Origin of the sequence: Tsuneonella troitsensis, assembly GCF_001441535.1 — a bacterium.
Taxonomy (GTDB): domain Bacteria; phylum Pseudomonadota; class Alphaproteobacteria; order Sphingomonadales; family Sphingomonadaceae; genus Tsuneonella; species Tsuneonella troitsensis.
The window spans coordinates 59,906-75,392 of record NZ_LMAU01000007.1; the positions used below are offsets into that span (position 1 = coordinate 59,906).

At 66.2% G+C, this 15,487-nt stretch carries 15 protein-coding genes, 1 tRNA gene and 1 pseudogene; 8 read left to right on the forward strand and 9 right to left on the reverse strand.

Features of this window, described 5'->3' with window-relative positions:
* Positions 1 to 315 precede the first annotated feature (315 nt).
* Positions 316 to 391, reverse strand: a tRNA-Trp gene (locus AR323_RS13595).
* A gap of 78 nt (positions 392 to 469) precedes the next feature.
* On the opposite strand from AR323_RS13595, the gene aat reads away from it, so the two are divergent.
* Entirely contained in the window at positions 470 to 1,198 is a 729-nt protein-coding gene (aat, locus tag AR323_RS13600) for a leucyl/phenylalanyl-tRNA--protein transferase (RefSeq protein WP_057884527.1), read from the forward strand.
* Positions 1,199 to 1,233: 35 nt separating this feature from the next.
* Here the strand turns inward: aat and AR323_RS15305 are convergent.
* The 4 genes and pseudogenes from AR323_RS15305 to AR323_RS13620 all read right to left on the reverse strand — a co-directional run.
* Positions 1,234 to 1,638, reverse strand: a pseudogene (locus AR323_RS15305) (DUF2155 domain-containing protein); the annotation flags it as partial.
* 2 nt (positions 1,639 to 1,640) lie between these two features.
* Positions 1,641 to 2,069, reverse strand: coding sequence for an NADH:ubiquinone oxidoreductase subunit NDUFA12 (locus AR323_RS13610; protein ID WP_057884529.1), 429 nt, complete (start codon positions 2,067 to 2,069; stop codon positions 1,641 to 1,643).
* Positions 2,070 to 2,124: 55 nt separating this feature from the next.
* A complete protein-coding gene (locus AR323_RS13615) occupies positions 2,125 to 2,604 on the reverse strand; it encodes a DUF192 domain-containing protein (protein WP_057884530.1) in 480 nt (159 codons plus the stop codon).
* Complete coding sequence (locus AR323_RS13620) at positions 2,601 to 3,158, reverse strand: RecX family transcriptional regulator (RefSeq protein ID WP_057884531.1); 558 nt, start codon at positions 3,156 to 3,158, stop codon at positions 2,601 to 2,603. The genes AR323_RS13615 and AR323_RS13620 overlap by 4 nt, the downstream gene beginning before the upstream one ends.
* Positions 3,159 to 3,293: 135 nt before the next feature.
* Between AR323_RS13620 and AR323_RS13625 the strand changes: the two genes are divergently transcribed.
* Positions 3,294 to 5,048 (forward strand): fatty acyl-AMP ligase, encoded by a 1,755-nt coding sequence (locus AR323_RS13625; protein WP_057884532.1) that lies wholly within the window; start codon positions 3,294 to 3,296, stop codon positions 5,046 to 5,048.
* Here AR323_RS13625 and AR323_RS13630 read toward each other — a convergent pair.
* Positions 5,045 to 6,571, reverse strand: a complete 1,527-nt coding sequence (locus tag AR323_RS13630) for a DUF389 domain-containing protein (protein WP_057884533.1) — start codon at positions 6,569 to 6,571, stop codon at positions 5,045 to 5,047. The genes AR323_RS13625 and AR323_RS13630 overlap by 4 nt on opposite strands.
* Positions 6,572 to 6,736: 165 nt before the next feature.
* On the opposite strand from AR323_RS13630, the gene AR323_RS13635 reads away from it, so the two are divergent.
* The 3 genes from AR323_RS13635 to AR323_RS13645 are packed head-to-tail and all read left to right on the forward strand — an operon-like array spanning position 6,737 to position 9,043.
* Positions 6,737 to 7,951 carry a toxic anion resistance protein gene (locus AR323_RS13635; RefSeq protein ID WP_057884534.1) on the forward strand — a complete coding sequence of 405 codons (1,215 nt, stop codon included), beginning with the start codon at positions 6,737 to 6,739 and terminating at the stop codon, positions 7,949 to 7,951.
* Positions 7,952 to 7,967: 16 nt separating this feature from the next.
* Positions 7,968 to 8,738: a hypothetical protein gene (locus AR323_RS13640; RefSeq protein WP_057884535.1), complete on the forward strand. Its 771-nt coding sequence runs from the start codon at positions 7,968 to 7,970 to the stop codon at positions 8,736 to 8,738.
* Entirely contained in the window at positions 8,738 to 9,043 is a 306-nt protein-coding gene (locus AR323_RS13645) for a polyhydroxyalkanoic acid system family protein (RefSeq protein ID WP_057884536.1), read from the forward strand. Before AR323_RS13640 ends, AR323_RS13645 begins: the two co-directional genes overlap by 1 nt.
* Here the strand turns inward: AR323_RS13645 and AR323_RS13650 are convergent.
* Entirely contained in the window at positions 9,040 to 9,480 is a 441-nt protein-coding gene (locus AR323_RS13650) for a DUF2721 domain-containing protein (RefSeq protein WP_057884616.1), read from the reverse strand. The two genes, AR323_RS13645 and AR323_RS13650, sit on opposite strands and share 4 nt — an antisense overlap.
* Before the next feature lie 83 nt (positions 9,481 to 9,563).
* Here AR323_RS13650 and ku point away from each other — a divergent pair, with 83 nt between their 5' ends.
* From ku to ligD, 3 genes are read left to right on the forward strand one after another with little or no spacing between them, the layout of a single operon-like run.
* Positions 9,564 to 10,406 carry a non-homologous end joining protein Ku gene (gene ku / locus AR323_RS13655; RefSeq protein WP_057884537.1) on the forward strand — a complete coding sequence of 281 codons (843 nt, stop codon included), beginning with the start codon at positions 9,564 to 9,566 and terminating at the stop codon, positions 10,404 to 10,406.
* Positions 10,406 to 10,882: an MgtC/SapB family protein gene (locus AR323_RS13660; protein WP_057884538.1), complete on the forward strand. Its 477-nt coding sequence runs from the start codon at positions 10,406 to 10,408 to the stop codon at positions 10,880 to 10,882. The genes ku and AR323_RS13660 overlap by 1 nt, the downstream gene beginning before the upstream one ends.
* Entirely contained in the window at positions 10,879 to 13,440 is a 2,562-nt protein-coding gene (gene ligD, locus AR323_RS13665; protein ID WP_057884539.1) for a DNA ligase D, read from the forward strand. The genes AR323_RS13660 and ligD overlap by 4 nt, the downstream gene beginning before the upstream one ends.
* Positions 13,441 to 13,442: 2 nt before the next feature.
* Here ligD and AR323_RS13670 read toward each other — a convergent pair whose 3' ends face one another.
* A complete protein-coding gene (locus AR323_RS13670; RefSeq protein ID WP_057884540.1) occupies positions 13,443 to 14,234 on the reverse strand; it encodes an SDR family oxidoreductase in 792 nt (263 codons plus the stop codon).
* Positions 14,235 to 14,247: 13 nt separating this feature from the next.
* Positions 14,248 to 15,411, reverse strand: coding sequence for an acyl-CoA dehydrogenase family protein (locus AR323_RS13675; RefSeq protein ID WP_057884541.1), 1,164 nt, complete (start codon positions 15,409 to 15,411; stop codon positions 14,248 to 14,250).
* Positions 15,412 to 15,487 lie beyond the last annotated feature (76 nt).

Genomic DNA, 15,487 nt, shown 5'->3' on the forward strand with positions numbered 1-15,487 from the left:
CGCGCAATAAGGCCGGGTTCTTCCATGGGGCGGATCGGGCCGTACTTGCGGAGCCGCGTGGAGGGGTCGGAATGCGGGCGGGGTTGCATCCAGCTATCGGGACGACTGCTGCGAAAAGACAATCCGGACATGCGAGCCTCCATCGAACGAGGTTACCCTCTGCTTGTCGATGAAAACAAACGGCTCGTGCCGGCGGTTCCCCGGTCTCGACCGTTACCTGAACGGTAACCATCTAAGTCACGACAGGACACCGGGGATTTTTGGTCGCCGCGTTTACGCGCACGTCCGGACAATCCCGAGGCCGAAGAAAAAAATTGGCAGGGGTGACAGGATTCGAACCCGTGGCCCTCGGTTTTGGAGACCGATGCTCTACCAGCTGAGCTACACCCCTGCGCAGGGACGCGCGCTTTAGGTGCAAACGAAACGCACCGCAAGCGGGCAAACCCTGCTATCGGCGAAAGCACGACCGATGCATGCTCCCGCCCTGCCCCTGATCCCGACCGACCTGTTGTTGCTCGCCTATCGCAACGGCATCTTTCCGATGTCGGACAGCCGTGACGATCCGGAAGTGTTCTGGGTGGAGCCGCGCCGCCGGGCGATCCTGCCGCTGGACGGTTTCAGGCTATCGAAGTCGCTCGCCCGGACGATCCGGCGAGAACGCTTCCGGGTGACGTGCAACGCCGCTTTCGAGCGCGTGATCGAGGCCTGCTCCCAGCCGCGTCCCGATCATCCCGAAAGCTGGATAAGCGGGCGAATCATGGCGAGCTACCGGGCGTTGCATGAAGCCGGGCACGCGCACTCGATCGAGTGCTGGCAGGGCGACGACCTCGTCGGCGGGCTTTACGGAGTCGGTTTCGACCGGGTGTTCTGCGGCGAATCGATGTTCAGCCGGGTCCCCGATGCCAGCAAGGCCGCGCTCGCGTGGCTCGTGGCGCTCATGCGGCGCGGCGGAGCGCGCCTTCTCGACTGCCAGTTCATGACCGATCACCTCGCCTCGCTCGGTGCGATCGAGATCGCGCAGTCGCGCTACGTGGCGTTGCTGGGCGAGGCGTCGGGTGTGGGGGAAGGCGAAGGCGCCGTCTCGGGCGCCGCGGCCGCCTCGCTGCCCGAAGCGTTCGCTTCGCTGGTGTCCGAATCGGAAGCCGGAGGCGTCGCGCCGTCGAAGCTCATCCTGCAGTCCTTGACCCAGGCATCGTAGATCGGGTGCTCGACCACGTTGATGCCGGGCGATTCCTTGAACAGCCAGCCCGAGAACACCTTGCCCCACTCGCCTTCGTCGCCCGCGGCGCGGACGAAGACCTGCGCAAACGCGCCGGTCTGGCGGGGAAATTCCCACGGCGCGGTGCGTTCGCAGGCGGCAAGGCGGACGATCACGTCGCCCCAGCGACGCGCTTCGCCCGGCTTCATCTCGAAGGTCTGCGACAGGTTGTTGCGCTTGTTCAGGACGCCGATCACCGCGACCCTGTCCTCCATCGGCGTGCCTGAGGACTGATCGACCGGCTCAACCATCTTGGGCGAGCGGAGCTCCTCGGGAATCTCGGTCTCGACGGGCCGCGGCGCGGGCGCCTCCTGCGTGCAGGCAAGCAGTGCGCCCGTCGCGGCAAGAGCGATCGCGGCCCGGGCAATGGTCGGGCGCATCGTCAGCCCTCCGGGCTCCACGCTTCGTAATCGCCCGTCGCGGCCGCGCGCTTGCCGCCGCGCTCGAGCGCGCCTTGCGGGCGATAGGCGGCCTGCGTGCCGGTGGCGTTGGGGCTGTAGTCGGCTTCCCAGATGCGCGGCGGCGGAAGGTGGCTTTCGGGCACGGCCGAGCCTTCCTCGTCCGCCCGCGCACCGTGGAGCCAGCCGTGCCATTCGGCGGGCACGTTGCTGGCGTCGTTGGAGCCGGCGTAAATCACCCAGCGACGCTCGTTCCCCGCGAAAGGCTGGCCCGCAGGCACCCGCTTTTTCGAGCGGCAATACTTGTTGCCCGCGAAATCGGTGCCGACGTGCTCGCCGTTGCGCGCCGACCACAGCGATGTGCCGATGGTCGCACCGTCCCACCAGGTGAAGATCTTGGAGAGAATTCCCATGCGACGGGCGCCTAGCCGATTCGCCCGAACGCGCCAAGCACCTGTCCGCCGACCCTCACCACTGGATTTCGCTTCCCGGCACTATGCCGAGTTCGGCGGCGCGCCCCGCCTTCAGTTCGAGGACCGCCGCCGTCAGGTCGAGCGCGCCCACCGGGTCGAGCGAATAGGGCACGGTGTTGGCCCCGACATTGATAACCTTGCGATCGGTGCCGATGAAGATGATGTCGAGCGACATCGGCGTGTTCTTCATCCAGAAGCTGGCCACATCCGGCGGGTTTCGCGGGAAGATCATTCCCTCGTTCGCGCCCATCTCGGTCCGGAACATCAACCCTTTTGCCTGTTCCGCCGACGTGGCGGCCACTTCCGCGCGGATGACGTGTCGCCCGCTCGCAGTGGTCACGGTCACCGGAATGACCTGCAGGCCGGAGACGGGGTGCGTGGCCGGGGCTTGCGCCACGGGTGATGCCTCGGCTGCAGGTTGCGGCGAACAGGCGGCGAGCACGGCGACCAGCGCCAGCGCGACTATACGGTTCATGGAAACTCCTCGACCTCGTTCGCCCACGCTTCGGCGTCGGCGATACTCGCCGCATCGACTACCGCGCGGGCGGCATCGAATCCATGCCCCGCGCGTAACATGGCGGCGATTTGTTTCTCGCGCGCGGCGCGATCCGGCCCGGCGCTGCCCCACGGCCCGACTCGCCGCCGCGCGGCATAGGCCAGCGCGGCCCGCCGCTGCTCGGCCTCGCCGGCGCGCACATCGTTGCGGATCGCCTCGTCGATGCCCGCCGCGCCGAGCGTCTGGTCGACCCGCCGAACGCCGTATCCGCGCCTGAGAAGACTGCCGCCCTTCGCGCGCGCCCACGCCTCGTCGTCGATGTAGCCCAACTCGACGAATCGCTCGACGATGGCCCGGGGATCGGGCGAGCGATCGCCCTCCCAGCCGCGCTCGCGCAGTTTGCGACCGAGATATTGCTCGACTTTCGCCGCGCTTGTCGCAAAGCGCGCCACATAGGCCAGCGCGAGTTCTTCGAGCTTGGCTGGACCAAGCGGGGGCGGCGGACGGCGCTCTCTGACGGTTCGGCGGGTCATCGTTCGCCATATTCGTGCCACACTGTGTAACGAATGGGAAACCTTGGACCACACGCGCGTGAAGGGTCGCGCACCGACGGACTGCATACAGGAAGCGCCAAAGGGGCGCGCAGACAACGGGTTATCGCTCCACACATGACAGATTCGAAACTGACGCCGACGCCGAACGACTGCCCGCTGCCGCGGCGCCGGTCGGACTTCGCCACGTTCGCCGATGCCATCGACTACGCCGCGCTCAGCGAAAAGGGGCTGAACTTCCACGACATGCGCGGCGATCTCGAGCGGGCCTATCCGTTTGCCGAGATGCGCGCCGATGGAATCGCCATGGCCTATCGCCTGATTGCCGCTGGCATCGAGCGCGGCGACCGCGTTGCCCTGGTGGCCGAAACGAGCCCCGAATTCGCCGCGCTGTTCTGCGGCTGCGTCTATGCCGGTGCATGGCCGGTGCCGCTGCCGCTCCCGACCACCTTCGGCGGCAAGGAAAGCTACATCGATCAGCTCGCGGTCCAGCTCGAAAGCTCGGACCCGAAGATGCTGATCTATCCCGGCGAGATCGCCGAGATGGCCTTTGCCGCAGCCGAGCGGCAGGGGTGCCAGGGCATCAGCTGGGAAGAATTCGCACAAGGCGATGCCACGGAGAAGCAGCTCCCCGAACTGCAGCCCGACGACATCTGCTATCTCCAGTATTCGAGCGGATCGACCCGTTTCCCGACCGGCGTCGCGGTCACCCACAAGGCGCTGCTGCACAACCTCTACGGCCACGCCACCGGGGTGGACCTGGGCATCAACGACCGCGTGGTGAGCTGGCTGCCGTGGTATCACGACATGGGTCTGGTCGGCTGCTTCCTGTCGCCGATCGCCAACCAGGCAAGCTGCGACTACCTCAAGACCGAACATTTCGCCCGCCGCCCGCTGGCGTGGCTCGACCTGATCAGCCGCAACCCGGGCAACACGCTCAGCTATTCGCCGACGTTCGGCTACGACATCTGCGCGCGGCGCATCTCATCGCAAAGCCATGTGTCGGAGCGATTCGACCTGTCGCGCTGGCGCACCGCGGGCAACGGCGCCGACATGATCCGGCCGGACGTGATGCAGAACTTCGTCAACGCCTTCGCCGAAGCCGGCTTCCGGGCGAGCGCTTTCACGCCGAGCTACGGCTTGGCCGAAGCGACGCTGGCGGTCACCGTCATGCCGCCGGGCGAAGGCATCCGCGTGGAACTGGTGGAGGAAGAGCGGCTCTCTGGCGCGGAACGCGATCTCAGCCGTCCGGCCCGCTACCGAGCGATCGTCAACTGCGGCAAGCCGCTGCCCGGCATGGAAGTCGAAATTCGCGGCGAGCATGGCGAGATCAAGGGCGACCACCAGATCGGCAAGGTCTGGTGCCGCGGCGAATCGGTCATGCACTCCTATTTCCGCAACGAGGAAGCCACCAACGACTGTCTGGTCGCCAAGGAAGACGGGGAAATCTGGCTCGACACCGGCGACATGGGGTATCTGGGCGACGGCTACCTGTTCATCGTCGGCCGGGCGAAGGACATGATCATCATCAACGGCAAGAACCACTGGCCGCAGGACATCGAGTGGGCGGTCGAACAGCTGCCCGGCTTCAACCACGGCGACGTGGCCGCCTTCAGCTTCGAGACCGACAGCGGCGAGGAAGCGCCCGCGGTCCTGGTGCACTGCCGCGTTTCGGACCCGGAAGAACGACTGCGGCTGCACGAACAGATCCGCGACAAGGTCCGCTCGATCACCGGGATGAACTGCGTCGTCGAACTGGTGCCCCCGCGGACGCTGCCCCGGACGAGTTCGGGCAAGCTGTCGCGCGCCAAGGCGAAGCGGCTGTACCTTGCGGGCGAGATCGAACCGATCAAGCTGCTCGAAGCAGCCTAGGCTCCGTCGTCCGCATCGCCCGCGCCGGGCGCACCCCAGTCCATGCGGATCGGGGCAGCGCCTGCCCGCACGCTGACATCTGTCGCCCCCGCTTCGGACAGGAGCTCGGAGGCGCGGGTCGTTTGCGCGGCGGGTCCGGTCAGGACGAGCGGCGCGCCGATCCGGCGCGATGCCCATCCGGCAAGCGCCAGCGCCCGCAGGCCGTCGGCAGTCGGCTCGCCATCGGCAAACGATACCGTCGGCAGGGCACCGGCGAGCGGCACGATCTCCACTGTCCAGTCGGGCGACGATTCCCTGATCCGCCGCTCGAGCGAGCGCCATGTCGCAAGGTCCGCTCCTTCGAGGGACGACACCCGCACCAGCGCCCGCCGGTTCTCCCGGTCGATCAGCACTTCCTCGCGCTCGACCCCGGCAAGGACGGCCAGTTGCCGTCCGAGCTGGACCGCTTCCTGGTCGGCGCGTTGCTGTCGGTCGCGCGCGGCGGCGAGCTGCGCCTCCTCGGCGGCACTCGCGGTCGTTCCGACCCTGTATTGGACGAGCGACAAGTTTATCGGCTGTCCGATGGCGGCCTCGATCTTCTGGCCGATCCTGCGCTCGGCGCCAGGGTCGAGGCGCGGAGTTAGCACTGCTGCGGAGACGGCGATCGGCTGCGCGCGGAAATCGAACGTGGCTTCCGACAATCTGGCGGACGAACCGAACGGCCGCACGACCTCCGCCCGGATCACGCGTTGGGCCCGCGTTTCCCAACCGATCCGCACCAGCGATAGTCCCAAGGGAACCGCGAGAGCGACAAGCACCCCGAACATGATGATGTTCTGAACCATCGTGTGACGGCCCGACAGGTAGGTCTTGAACCCGTAAAGCCGCGCGATGAGCGCCGCGAACAGGGCGATCGCCACGAAGTTGGTCACGAACAACAGCAGCGCGCCGGAAAATACCGTCCAGTTCAGCGTCGCGAGGCCGAAGCCCACCGTCGCCAGCGGCGGCATCAGCGCGGTCGCGATGGCCACGCCCACGACAGCGCCCTCCTTGCCCCGGATCAGCGCATATGCGCCTGCGAGGCCCGAGAATACGGCCACCAGCAGGTCGAAGAGGTTGGGCCGGGTCCGCGCCGCGATCTCCGACGTGATCTCCTGGAGCGGCGACAGGGCCACGATCAGCGCGGTAAAGGTGACGGCGAGCAACGACCCCCAGGCCAGCGACAGACCCGTCTGGCGCATCCACCGATAGTCGGCGGTCGCCAACGCAAACCCCAGGCCGACGATCGGACCCATCAGCGGCGAGAGCAACATCGCGCCGATGACGACCGCGGGAGAGGACAGCAGTAGGCCAAGGATCGCGATACCCGCCGACATGGCGGTGAGGAACAGGTAGCGCGCAGACAGCGCCCCCTCGTCACGCCGCTCCGCCATGACCCCGGCATGATCGACCGTGCCGATGACCTGCTCGGTCCACCAGGTTCGCCAGCGTACGACGATCCGTCCGATACCGAAGCGACTGATCGCCGGCGAACCTGCCCCCATCACGCGTACTCCTCGTTCGGGCCCGCAAAAAGGCTCCGGTCCGCCAGCCTCTAGCCCGCGAAAGCGCATGGACGCCACCGCCTGCTTGAGGCAAATCGTCGGCTTGAATATTGAAAACTGTGTCTTACACCCCTAATACAGTCGCTGGAGGAGCAAGAGAGCGCAATGTCCACGACCCAGCCCAAGACCGAAACCGCCACGGCGACCGAATTCGAACTGACCCCGCCCGATCCGGTGCCGGTGGTCACGGCCGCGAAGGCATCGGGCCTTGTCCCGGTTTCCGACGACAAGAAATCCAAGCTGGAGGAAAAGGCCGACGCATTCGTCGCCGACCTCGTGGCCCAGGATGCGAACTCGCCCGAATTCGGCAAAAAGGTCGACCAGCTGACCAACATGGGCCGCAAGGAAATCATGGCGGCCGCGGGCATGTCCAACCGCTTCCTCGACCGACCCGTGCGCGCGATGGACAAGGATGAGGGCGTAGGCGCGAACCTCGCCGAACTGCGCCGCGTGGTGGAAGACCTCGACCCCGGCAAGCGCGGCGCGAAAAGCGGACCGCGCAAGATCCTCGGCATCATCCCGTTCGGCAACAAGCTGACCAACTACTTCCGCAGCTATCAGAGCGCGCAGACGCATATCCAGTCGATCCTCGGCAACCTGTCGAGCGGCAAGGACGAGCTCCTGATGGACAACGCCGCGATCGACGTCGAACGGCAGAAGCTGTGGGAGGCGATGGGCAACCTCGAGCAGATGATCCACATTTCGAAGGTGCTCGACGAGAAGCTGGAGGAAAAGGCCGCCGAACTCGACGCGACCGATCCGGCCAAGGCCAAGGCGCTGCGCGAGACGGCACTGTTCTATGTCCGTCAGCGTTCGCAGGACCTGCTCACCCAGATGGCGGTCAGCGTGCAGGGCTATCTCAGCCTCGACCTGGTGAAGAAAAACAACGTCGAACTGGTCAAGGGCGTCGACCGCGCCAGCACGACCACCGTCGGCGCGCTGCGCACCGCGGTGACCGTGGCCGAGGCGATGACCAACCAGCGGCTCGTGCTGAACCAGATCACCGCGCTCAACTCCACGACCGCCGGGATCATCGACAGCACGTCGAAGCTGCTGCGCGAACAGACCGGCAAGATCCACGAACAGGCCGCCGCTTCGACCATCCCGCTCGAGACCCTGCAGCGCGCGTTCCAGAACATCTACGACACGATGGACGAGGTCGACGCGTTCAAGCTGCGGGCGCTCGATTCGATGAAGCAGACGGTGGAGACGCTGTCGGGCGAGGTCGAGAAGTCGAAGGGCTACATTGCGCGCGCCGAGGGCCAGGCCAAGGCCGCCGCTTCGGTCACTGAATCCAAGCTGCTGACGGTCGAAAATTGATCCCGGGAACACCGACTTGTCGAACCTGACCCGCCAGTCCGATCGCGTCCTCGACGAGGCGCGCCGAGTGCGCGACGACAATCGCGCGGGCGGGCGGCATCGGCGCGAGCTGCCAAGCTCGATCGGCAGGGGCTCGCGCAAACTGAAGCAGCGCCACCTGTTCAAGAAGCTGCGCAACATCCTGATCGCGATATTCGCGATCTGGATCGGCGCGGGCATCCTTGGGACGATCGTCAGCGGCATCGGCTTCATGGGCGTGATGGCGCTGATCTTCGCCAGCGTCGTGGCCGTTGCGGTCCTCGGCAAATATCCGAAGATGAAAGTGCCCCAGCGCGCCGACCTGTCGCGAAGCACCGACGCGCGGCAGCTCGTCGGGCGGACGGAGCTTTGGCTCGAGGCGCAGCGACCCGCGCTTCCTGCGCCCGCGGCCGACATGGTCGGCAAGATCGGCGTCCAGCTCGATTCGCTCGGCTTGCAGCTCGACGGGATCGACCCCAACCATCCCGCCGCACGCGAGGTACGAACCCTGGTCGGCGAGACGCTGCCCGAGATGGTCGACAGCTATCGCCGCATTCCGCAGCACCTGCGAGCCGAACAGCGCGCCGGGGCGGCTCCCGACGATCAGCTCGTCGGCGGACTCGGCAAGATCAGCGATGAGATCGAGCGGGTAACCCGCCAACTGGCCGAGGGCAGCCTCGACGACCTGGCGATCAAGACCCGCTATCTCGACTACAAGTACGGCGGCGAGGATGTCGCCCTGCCTCCTCCCACCAAGGACATCACCTGATGCGCGTCGCCATTCCGCACCAGCTCGACAACGACACCGTGCGCGAGCGCCTGCGGTCCAACACCGGATCGATCGGCGACAGCATACCCGGCGGGGGCGCGGTGCAGACCGCGTGGCCGAGCGAGGACCGGATGACGATGGACATCAGCGCGATGGGCCAGTCGCTGCGCGCCAACGTCAATCTCGAGCCGGGGCAGGTCGTGCTCAACGTCGATCTTCCGCCCGCGCTCGCCTTCGTCGAGCCGATGATCGCCGGCGCCATCAAGAGCCAGGGCCACCGGCTGCTGGCCCCGCCCAAGGACTAGATCCGCCGGTCCGGTTCCAGGTATTCGTCCGGAATGCGCAGCGCAGCCGACGCGGCCTGCGTTTCGCGCAGGAACAGGACCAGCGCCCACATCATCAGCCCCACCGCCAGGATGAAGGTCGTGGCGGCCACGCGCTGAAGGTCGGCGCTCAGCAACTCCTCCACGAACAGCACCGCGACCGTCACGCCGGTCGCAAGGCCGCTCGTCACCAATAGACGCAGCGCCCTGCCCACCAGCTTGATCCGCAGATTGACGACGCGCATCTCGCGCACCACCATGTCGTGGTCCACGCCCACGGTCTCGCCGTGCCGCACCTGCAGCGCGCGGCTGCGGTCGACGATCCGGCCGAGGCGGGTGGAGAGCAGGTTCATGATGTTGCCGATCGCCACCAGTACGAAAACCGGGGCGAGCGCGAGCTGAATGGTCTGGGCGATCATCGCCGTCAGATAGGGTGCCTTGCCCCGATTGGAAACGAATCGACGCGCCGCGAGTCGAGTCACCAACAAGAGGGGACATTGCAATGGCCGCACGCGCATACTGGCAGGGTCAGATCAGGCTGGCGCTCGTTTCGATTCCGGTGGAGATCTACCCCGCGACCAAGTCCGGCGCGGCGATCTCGTTCCGCCAGATCCACGAGCCCAGCGGCAAGCCAATCAATTACGAAAAGGTCGTGGCGGGGATCGGTCCGGTCGACCGCGACGAGATCGTCAAGGGATACGAGATCTCGAAGGGCAATTACGTCCTGCTCGACGACGACGAGATCGAGGCCGCGAAGGTCGAGAGCAAGCGGACGCTCGAACTGGTGCAGTTCGTCGATTCGAGCGAGATCGACGTGTTCTATTTCGAAAAGCCCTATTTCGTGGTGCCGCAGGACGAACTGGCCGAGGAAGCCTACATCGTCCTGCGCGACGCGCTGAAGGCGAAGAAGAAGGTCGCGCTGGGTCAGCTGTCGGTGCGCGGTCGCGAACAGCTCGTCAGCCTCAAGCCCTGCGGCAAGGGGCTCGTCCTCGAAACGCTCCGCTACGAGGACGAGGTTCGCAAGGCGCAGACCTATTTCAAGGACATTCCGTCGGCGAAACCCGCCAAGGAAATGCTGGCGCTCGCCGGATCGCTGATCGACCAGAAGACCGCGCCGTTCGAAGCGGGCGAGTTCCACGACCGCTATGTCGACGCGCTCAAGAAGCTCGTCGAGAAGAAGGCGAAGTCCAAGGGCAAGAAGGTGCTCGAGGATGTCGAGGAACCGTCCACCGGCGGCAAGTCGAACGTGATCGACCTGATGGCCGCGCTCAAGCAGTCGGTCGGCGGCAAGGAAAAGGCCAAGCCTGCCGCCAAAACTCCGGCAAAAACGCGCAAGCGGGCCTGATGGACCTGAACCCGCCAACGCTGGTCCACTGGATTCACGTCGACCTGCTCATGCGCCTTTCGGTCGCGGCGGGGCTGGGCCTGCTGCTCGGCCTCGACCGCGAACTGCGCGGCCATGCGGCGGGGCTGCGAACCCACGGCCTGGTGTGCTTCACCGCCGCGGCGATGACGGTGTCGATCATCGCGCTCTACAACCAGCTCGGCGGCGAGCGGATGGATCCGCTGCGGGTGTTCGAAGCGACCGGTTCCTTCATCGGCATCATCGGCGCGGGGCTGATCGTGTTCAGCAAGGGCCGGATCAAGAACCTGACAACGGCCGCCAACCTCTGGCTCGTCGCGGTGATCGGGATCGCCTGCGGTGCGGGTCAGTGGCCGCTGGTCGCGATCGGGGTTGGCGTATCGCTAATCATGATGACGTTCCTGTGGTTCGTCGAGACGCGCTGGTTCCCCGACACGGAACGGGCAGCCGACGAATGAGCGCCCGCGATCCCCTGGCCGAATACAACCGCAAGCGCGATTTCAAGCTGACGGCGGAGCCTGCCGGCAAGCGGGCAAGCTCCAGCGGCGGCAACCGCTTCATCGTCCAGAAGCACGATGCGACCCGCCTGCATTGGGACCTGCGACTGGAAGCGGACGGCGTGCTGAAAAGCTGGGCGGTGACCAAGGGTCCCTCGCCCGATCCCGAGATCAAGCGGCTCGCGGTGCGGACCGAGGACCACCCGCTATCCTACGCCGAGTTCGAGGGCACGATCCCCAAGGGCGAATACGGCGGCGGCACCGTGATGCTGTGGGACCGCGGCACGTGGGAACCGGTCGAGGGCAAGAGCTGGAAGGACATCGACAAGGGCCACCTGCACTTCACGCTGACCGGCGAACGCATGAACGGCGAGTGGCTGCTGATCCGCCTGAAACCCCGCCCCGGCGAAAAGCGCGAGAACTGGCTGCTGCGCAAGATTTCCGACGAATTCGCCGAAGAGGGCGACCCGTTGGTCGAACACGCGCTGACCAGCGTGCTGACCGGGCGCACGATGGCCGAGATCGAGGCGGATACCGGCGGCGAGCACTCGCTGCAGGGCAAGAAGGGCGATGCCTTCGCGGCGGAGATGAAGAAAGCGGCGAAGCACAACGCCAAAGTCCTCCCCGTCACGGGGAGGGGGACCACCCGCAGGGTGGTGGAGGGGGCGGGTCCCAAGCGCGGGGTGGGAGGATCGAAACCACCGAAATTCCGCGCACCCCAGCTCGCCACGCTCGTCGACAGCGTGCCAGCAGGCAATCGCTGGATGCACGAGATCAAATTCGACGGGTACCGCGCGCTGATCGCGGCGGCCGGGGACAAGGTCCACGTCTTCACCCGCAGCGGCAAGGACTGGACCGCCAAGTTCGCTCCGCTGGTGGGCGCGATCGCCGCGCTCGACCTGCCACCGGTCCTGATCGACGGCGAGATCGTCGCTTACGGGAAGGACGGCAATCCCGATTTTTCGTCGCTCCAGGCAGTCCTCAAGCGCGGACACGGATCGGAGGGCGAAAAGGACAATCTCAGCTTCCACGCCTTCGACCTGCTCGAAGCCAACGGCGAGAACCTCGCCAAACTGCCCAACATCGAGCGGAAGGAACGGCTGGAGGCCCTGCTCAAGGGCGTGCAGCCGCCGGTCCACGTGGCCGATCACGTCATCGGAGCAGGGGAGAAGCTCTACAAGGCGATGTGCGACGCCGGGCAGGAGGGGATCATTTCCAAGGCCATCGACGCGCCATACCGGTCCAGCCGCAGCAAGAGCTGGGTCAAGGTCAAGTGCACCCGGCGGCAGGAATTCGTGATCATCGGCTGGAAGAAGTCGTCCGCGAAGGGGCGTCCGTTCTCTTCGCTCCTGCTTGCCCAGCACGAGGGAGATTCCCTGGTGTACAAGGGCAATGTCGGCACCGGCTTCACGCAGGACACGATGGCAGAGCTGGCGGGCACGTTCGCCAAGCTGGAGCGCAAGACGCCGCCCGCCGAGGTCGATCGGGTATCGTCGCGCGGAGTCACCTGGCTCAAACCGGATCTCGTGGCAGAGGTCGCGTTCGCCGAATTCACTGCCGACGGCAACGTCCGCCATGGCAGCTTCCTGGGCCTGCGCGGCGACAAGAAGGCGAGCGCGGTCGTGCCCGAGACGCCCGAAAAGGCGCCCGAGACAGACGACGCGGTGACGATCACCAACCCCGACCGGGTGATCTTCCCCGAGAGCGGCCAGACCAAGGGCGAGCTTGCCGAATACTACCAGGCCGTCGCGCCGCTGATGCTGCCATGGGCCGCGCAGCGCCCGATCAGCCTGGTCCGTTGCCCCCAGGGCCGCGGCAAGAAGTGCTTCTTCCAGAAGCACGACAGCGGATCGTTCGGCCCGCACGTCCACCACGTACCGATCGTGGAAAAAGACGGCGGAGCGGAGGATTACCTATACGTCGAGGATGCCGCGGGTCTGATCGCCTGCGTGCAGATGGGCACGATCGAATTTCACGGTTGGGGTTCGCGGTCGTCCGCCGTCGAAAAGCCCGACCGGATGATCTTCGACCTCGACCCCGACGAAGGGCTCGATTTCGCGGACGTGAAGACCGCCGCCAAGGACATTCACGACCGCCTGAGCGACCTCGGCCTTGCCAGCTATGCCATGCTGTCGGGCGGCAAGGGGGTGCACGTGGTGGTGCCGCTGACGCCCGGCCACTCGTGGGAAGCGCACAAGGATTTCGCCCGCCGCTTTGCCGAGGCGCTGTCGCTGGCCGAGCCGGACCGCTTCGTCGCGACGATGAGCAAGGCCAAGCGCAAGGGGAAGATCTTCATCGACTGGCTGCGCAACCAGCGCGGCAGCACCGCCGTGCTACCCTATTCGGCACGGGCCCGCGAAGGGGCGCCGGTCGCGATCCCGATCGCCTGGGGCGAACTCAAGGATTTCGACCACGCGCACCCGTTCTCGATCTCGGACGCGAAGAAGCTGCTGGCCCGCGCGAAGAGCAAGGGATTGGCGGGATGGTGCTTTGCCGAGCAGGCGTTGCCCGAGATCTGACGCTAGAGCCCTTCGGCGATGTCCATCCGGCCCGCATCGCCAACCGAGCTTCCCCCGTCGACGTCGAGGATGGTGCCGGTGACATAGGCGGCCGAGGGCGAGGAAAGGAACACGGCCGCCTCGGCGATCTCCTCGATCTGGCCCCAGCGTTTCAGAGGTATGCGATGCTCGCTCGCCTGCCGCAGCGCGGGATTGGGCGCGAGCCGGGCCATGCCTTCGGTCCCGTCGATCGGCCCGGGCGAGATGCCGTTCACGCGCACGTGCGGGCCCCACTCGATCGCCAGCGTGCGGATGACCTGGTTCACCCCCGCCTTCGCGGCACAGGCATGTACCTGCAATGCCATCGCCTGTTCCGCCTGACCCGCGGTGATCGCGATCAGCGAGGCGGGCGTGTTCAAAAGGTCGTGGCACGCGCGGAAGGTATTGAATGTGCCGAGCAGGTCGATGTCGACCACCGTCTTGAACGCATTGGCCGACATGCCGAGCGCGGGGGCGAGGAAGTTGCCCGCCGCCCCCGCCACCACGATGTCGAACGCGCCGAACCGGTCGCTGGCGGTCTCCAGCGCGCCGCGGATCGCCGCGAAATCGCGCACGTCGGCGCTGAGGCCCAGGGCATGGTGCCCGATCGCCTCGGCCGCGCGGACCGCCTTGTCGGGATCGCGCCCGCAGACCGCCACGTGCGCACCGAGCGAGGCGAACCGCTTGGCTATGCCGAGGTTGATCCCGCTCGTCCCGCCGGCCACGAACGCGACCTTGCCTTCGAGCAGGCCGTCGCGGAATGCCGATCCGTTCACAGCGCTTCTCCCCTTACATCGACCGGGCGATGAGCATCTTCATGATCTCGTTCGATCCGCCGAAGATGCGCGTGATGCGGCTGTCGCGATACATCTTTGCGATCGCGTATTCGTTGATGTAGCCCCAGCCGCCGTGGAACTGCAGGCACTTGTCGACGACTTCGCCCTGCAGTTCGGTGACCCAGTACTTCGCGATCGACGCGGTGGTTACGTCGAGCTCGCCCTTCAGCACCTTGGCCGTGCAATCGTTGAGGAACACCTTGGCGGCGGTCGCCTTCGCCTTGAGGTCGGCGAGCACGAACTGGGTGTTCTGGAAGTCCCAGATGGTCTTGCCGAACGCCTTGCGCTGCTTGACGTATTCGACCGTGGTATCGAGCGCCTTCTCGATCGTGGTCATGGCGCCGATCGCGATGACGAGGCGTTCCTGCGGCAGCTCGCCCATCAGCTGGTAGAACCCGCGCCCCTCGACCCCGCCGAGCACGTTGTCGCCGGGGATGAACACGTCGTCGAAGAACAGCTCGCTCGTGTCGGACGCGTCCTGGCCGATCTTGTCGAGCTTCTTGCCGCGGCGGAACCCTTCGGCGCCCTCGGTTTCGAGGCACATCAGGCTGATGCCCTTGGCGCCCTCCTTGGGGTCGGTCTTGGCGACGACGATGATGAAGTTCGCCAGCTGGCCGCTGGAAATGAACGTCTTCGCGCCGCTGAGGCGATAGCCGTTGCCGTCCTTGATCGCGGTCGTCGTGATGCTCTGCAGGTCAGATCCGGCGCCCGGCTCGGTCATCGCGATCGCGCTGATGAGCTCGCCCGAGACGAGCTTGGGCAGCCACTTCTTCTTCTGCTCTTCCGTGCCGTGCCGCACGACATAGGGCAGGATGATCACGTTGTGCAGCGAGGCGGCGAAACCGTCGACGCCCTTTTCGGCCTGCTGGTCGAGCACCACGAGATCGTGGCGGAAATCGCCCCCGTGACCGCCGTATTCGACCGGAACCGTCATGCCGAGCAGGCCCGCGGCCCCGGCCTCGCGCCAGAACTCTGCCTCGACCTGCCCGTCCTCGCGCCATTTCTCGACCCGCTTGGCCGGCGCGTGCTGTTCGTAGAACTTGCCGACCGCATCGCGGAAGATGGCGATTTCCTCGTCCTGCATGAACTCGGGATCGGGAACGTCTACGACGGGCATGGAAAGGGTCCTCTCGATTGATTCTGCTATTGGCGCGAGCGTATCAGGCGGGTAGCGATCCGCAACCGAATTTTCC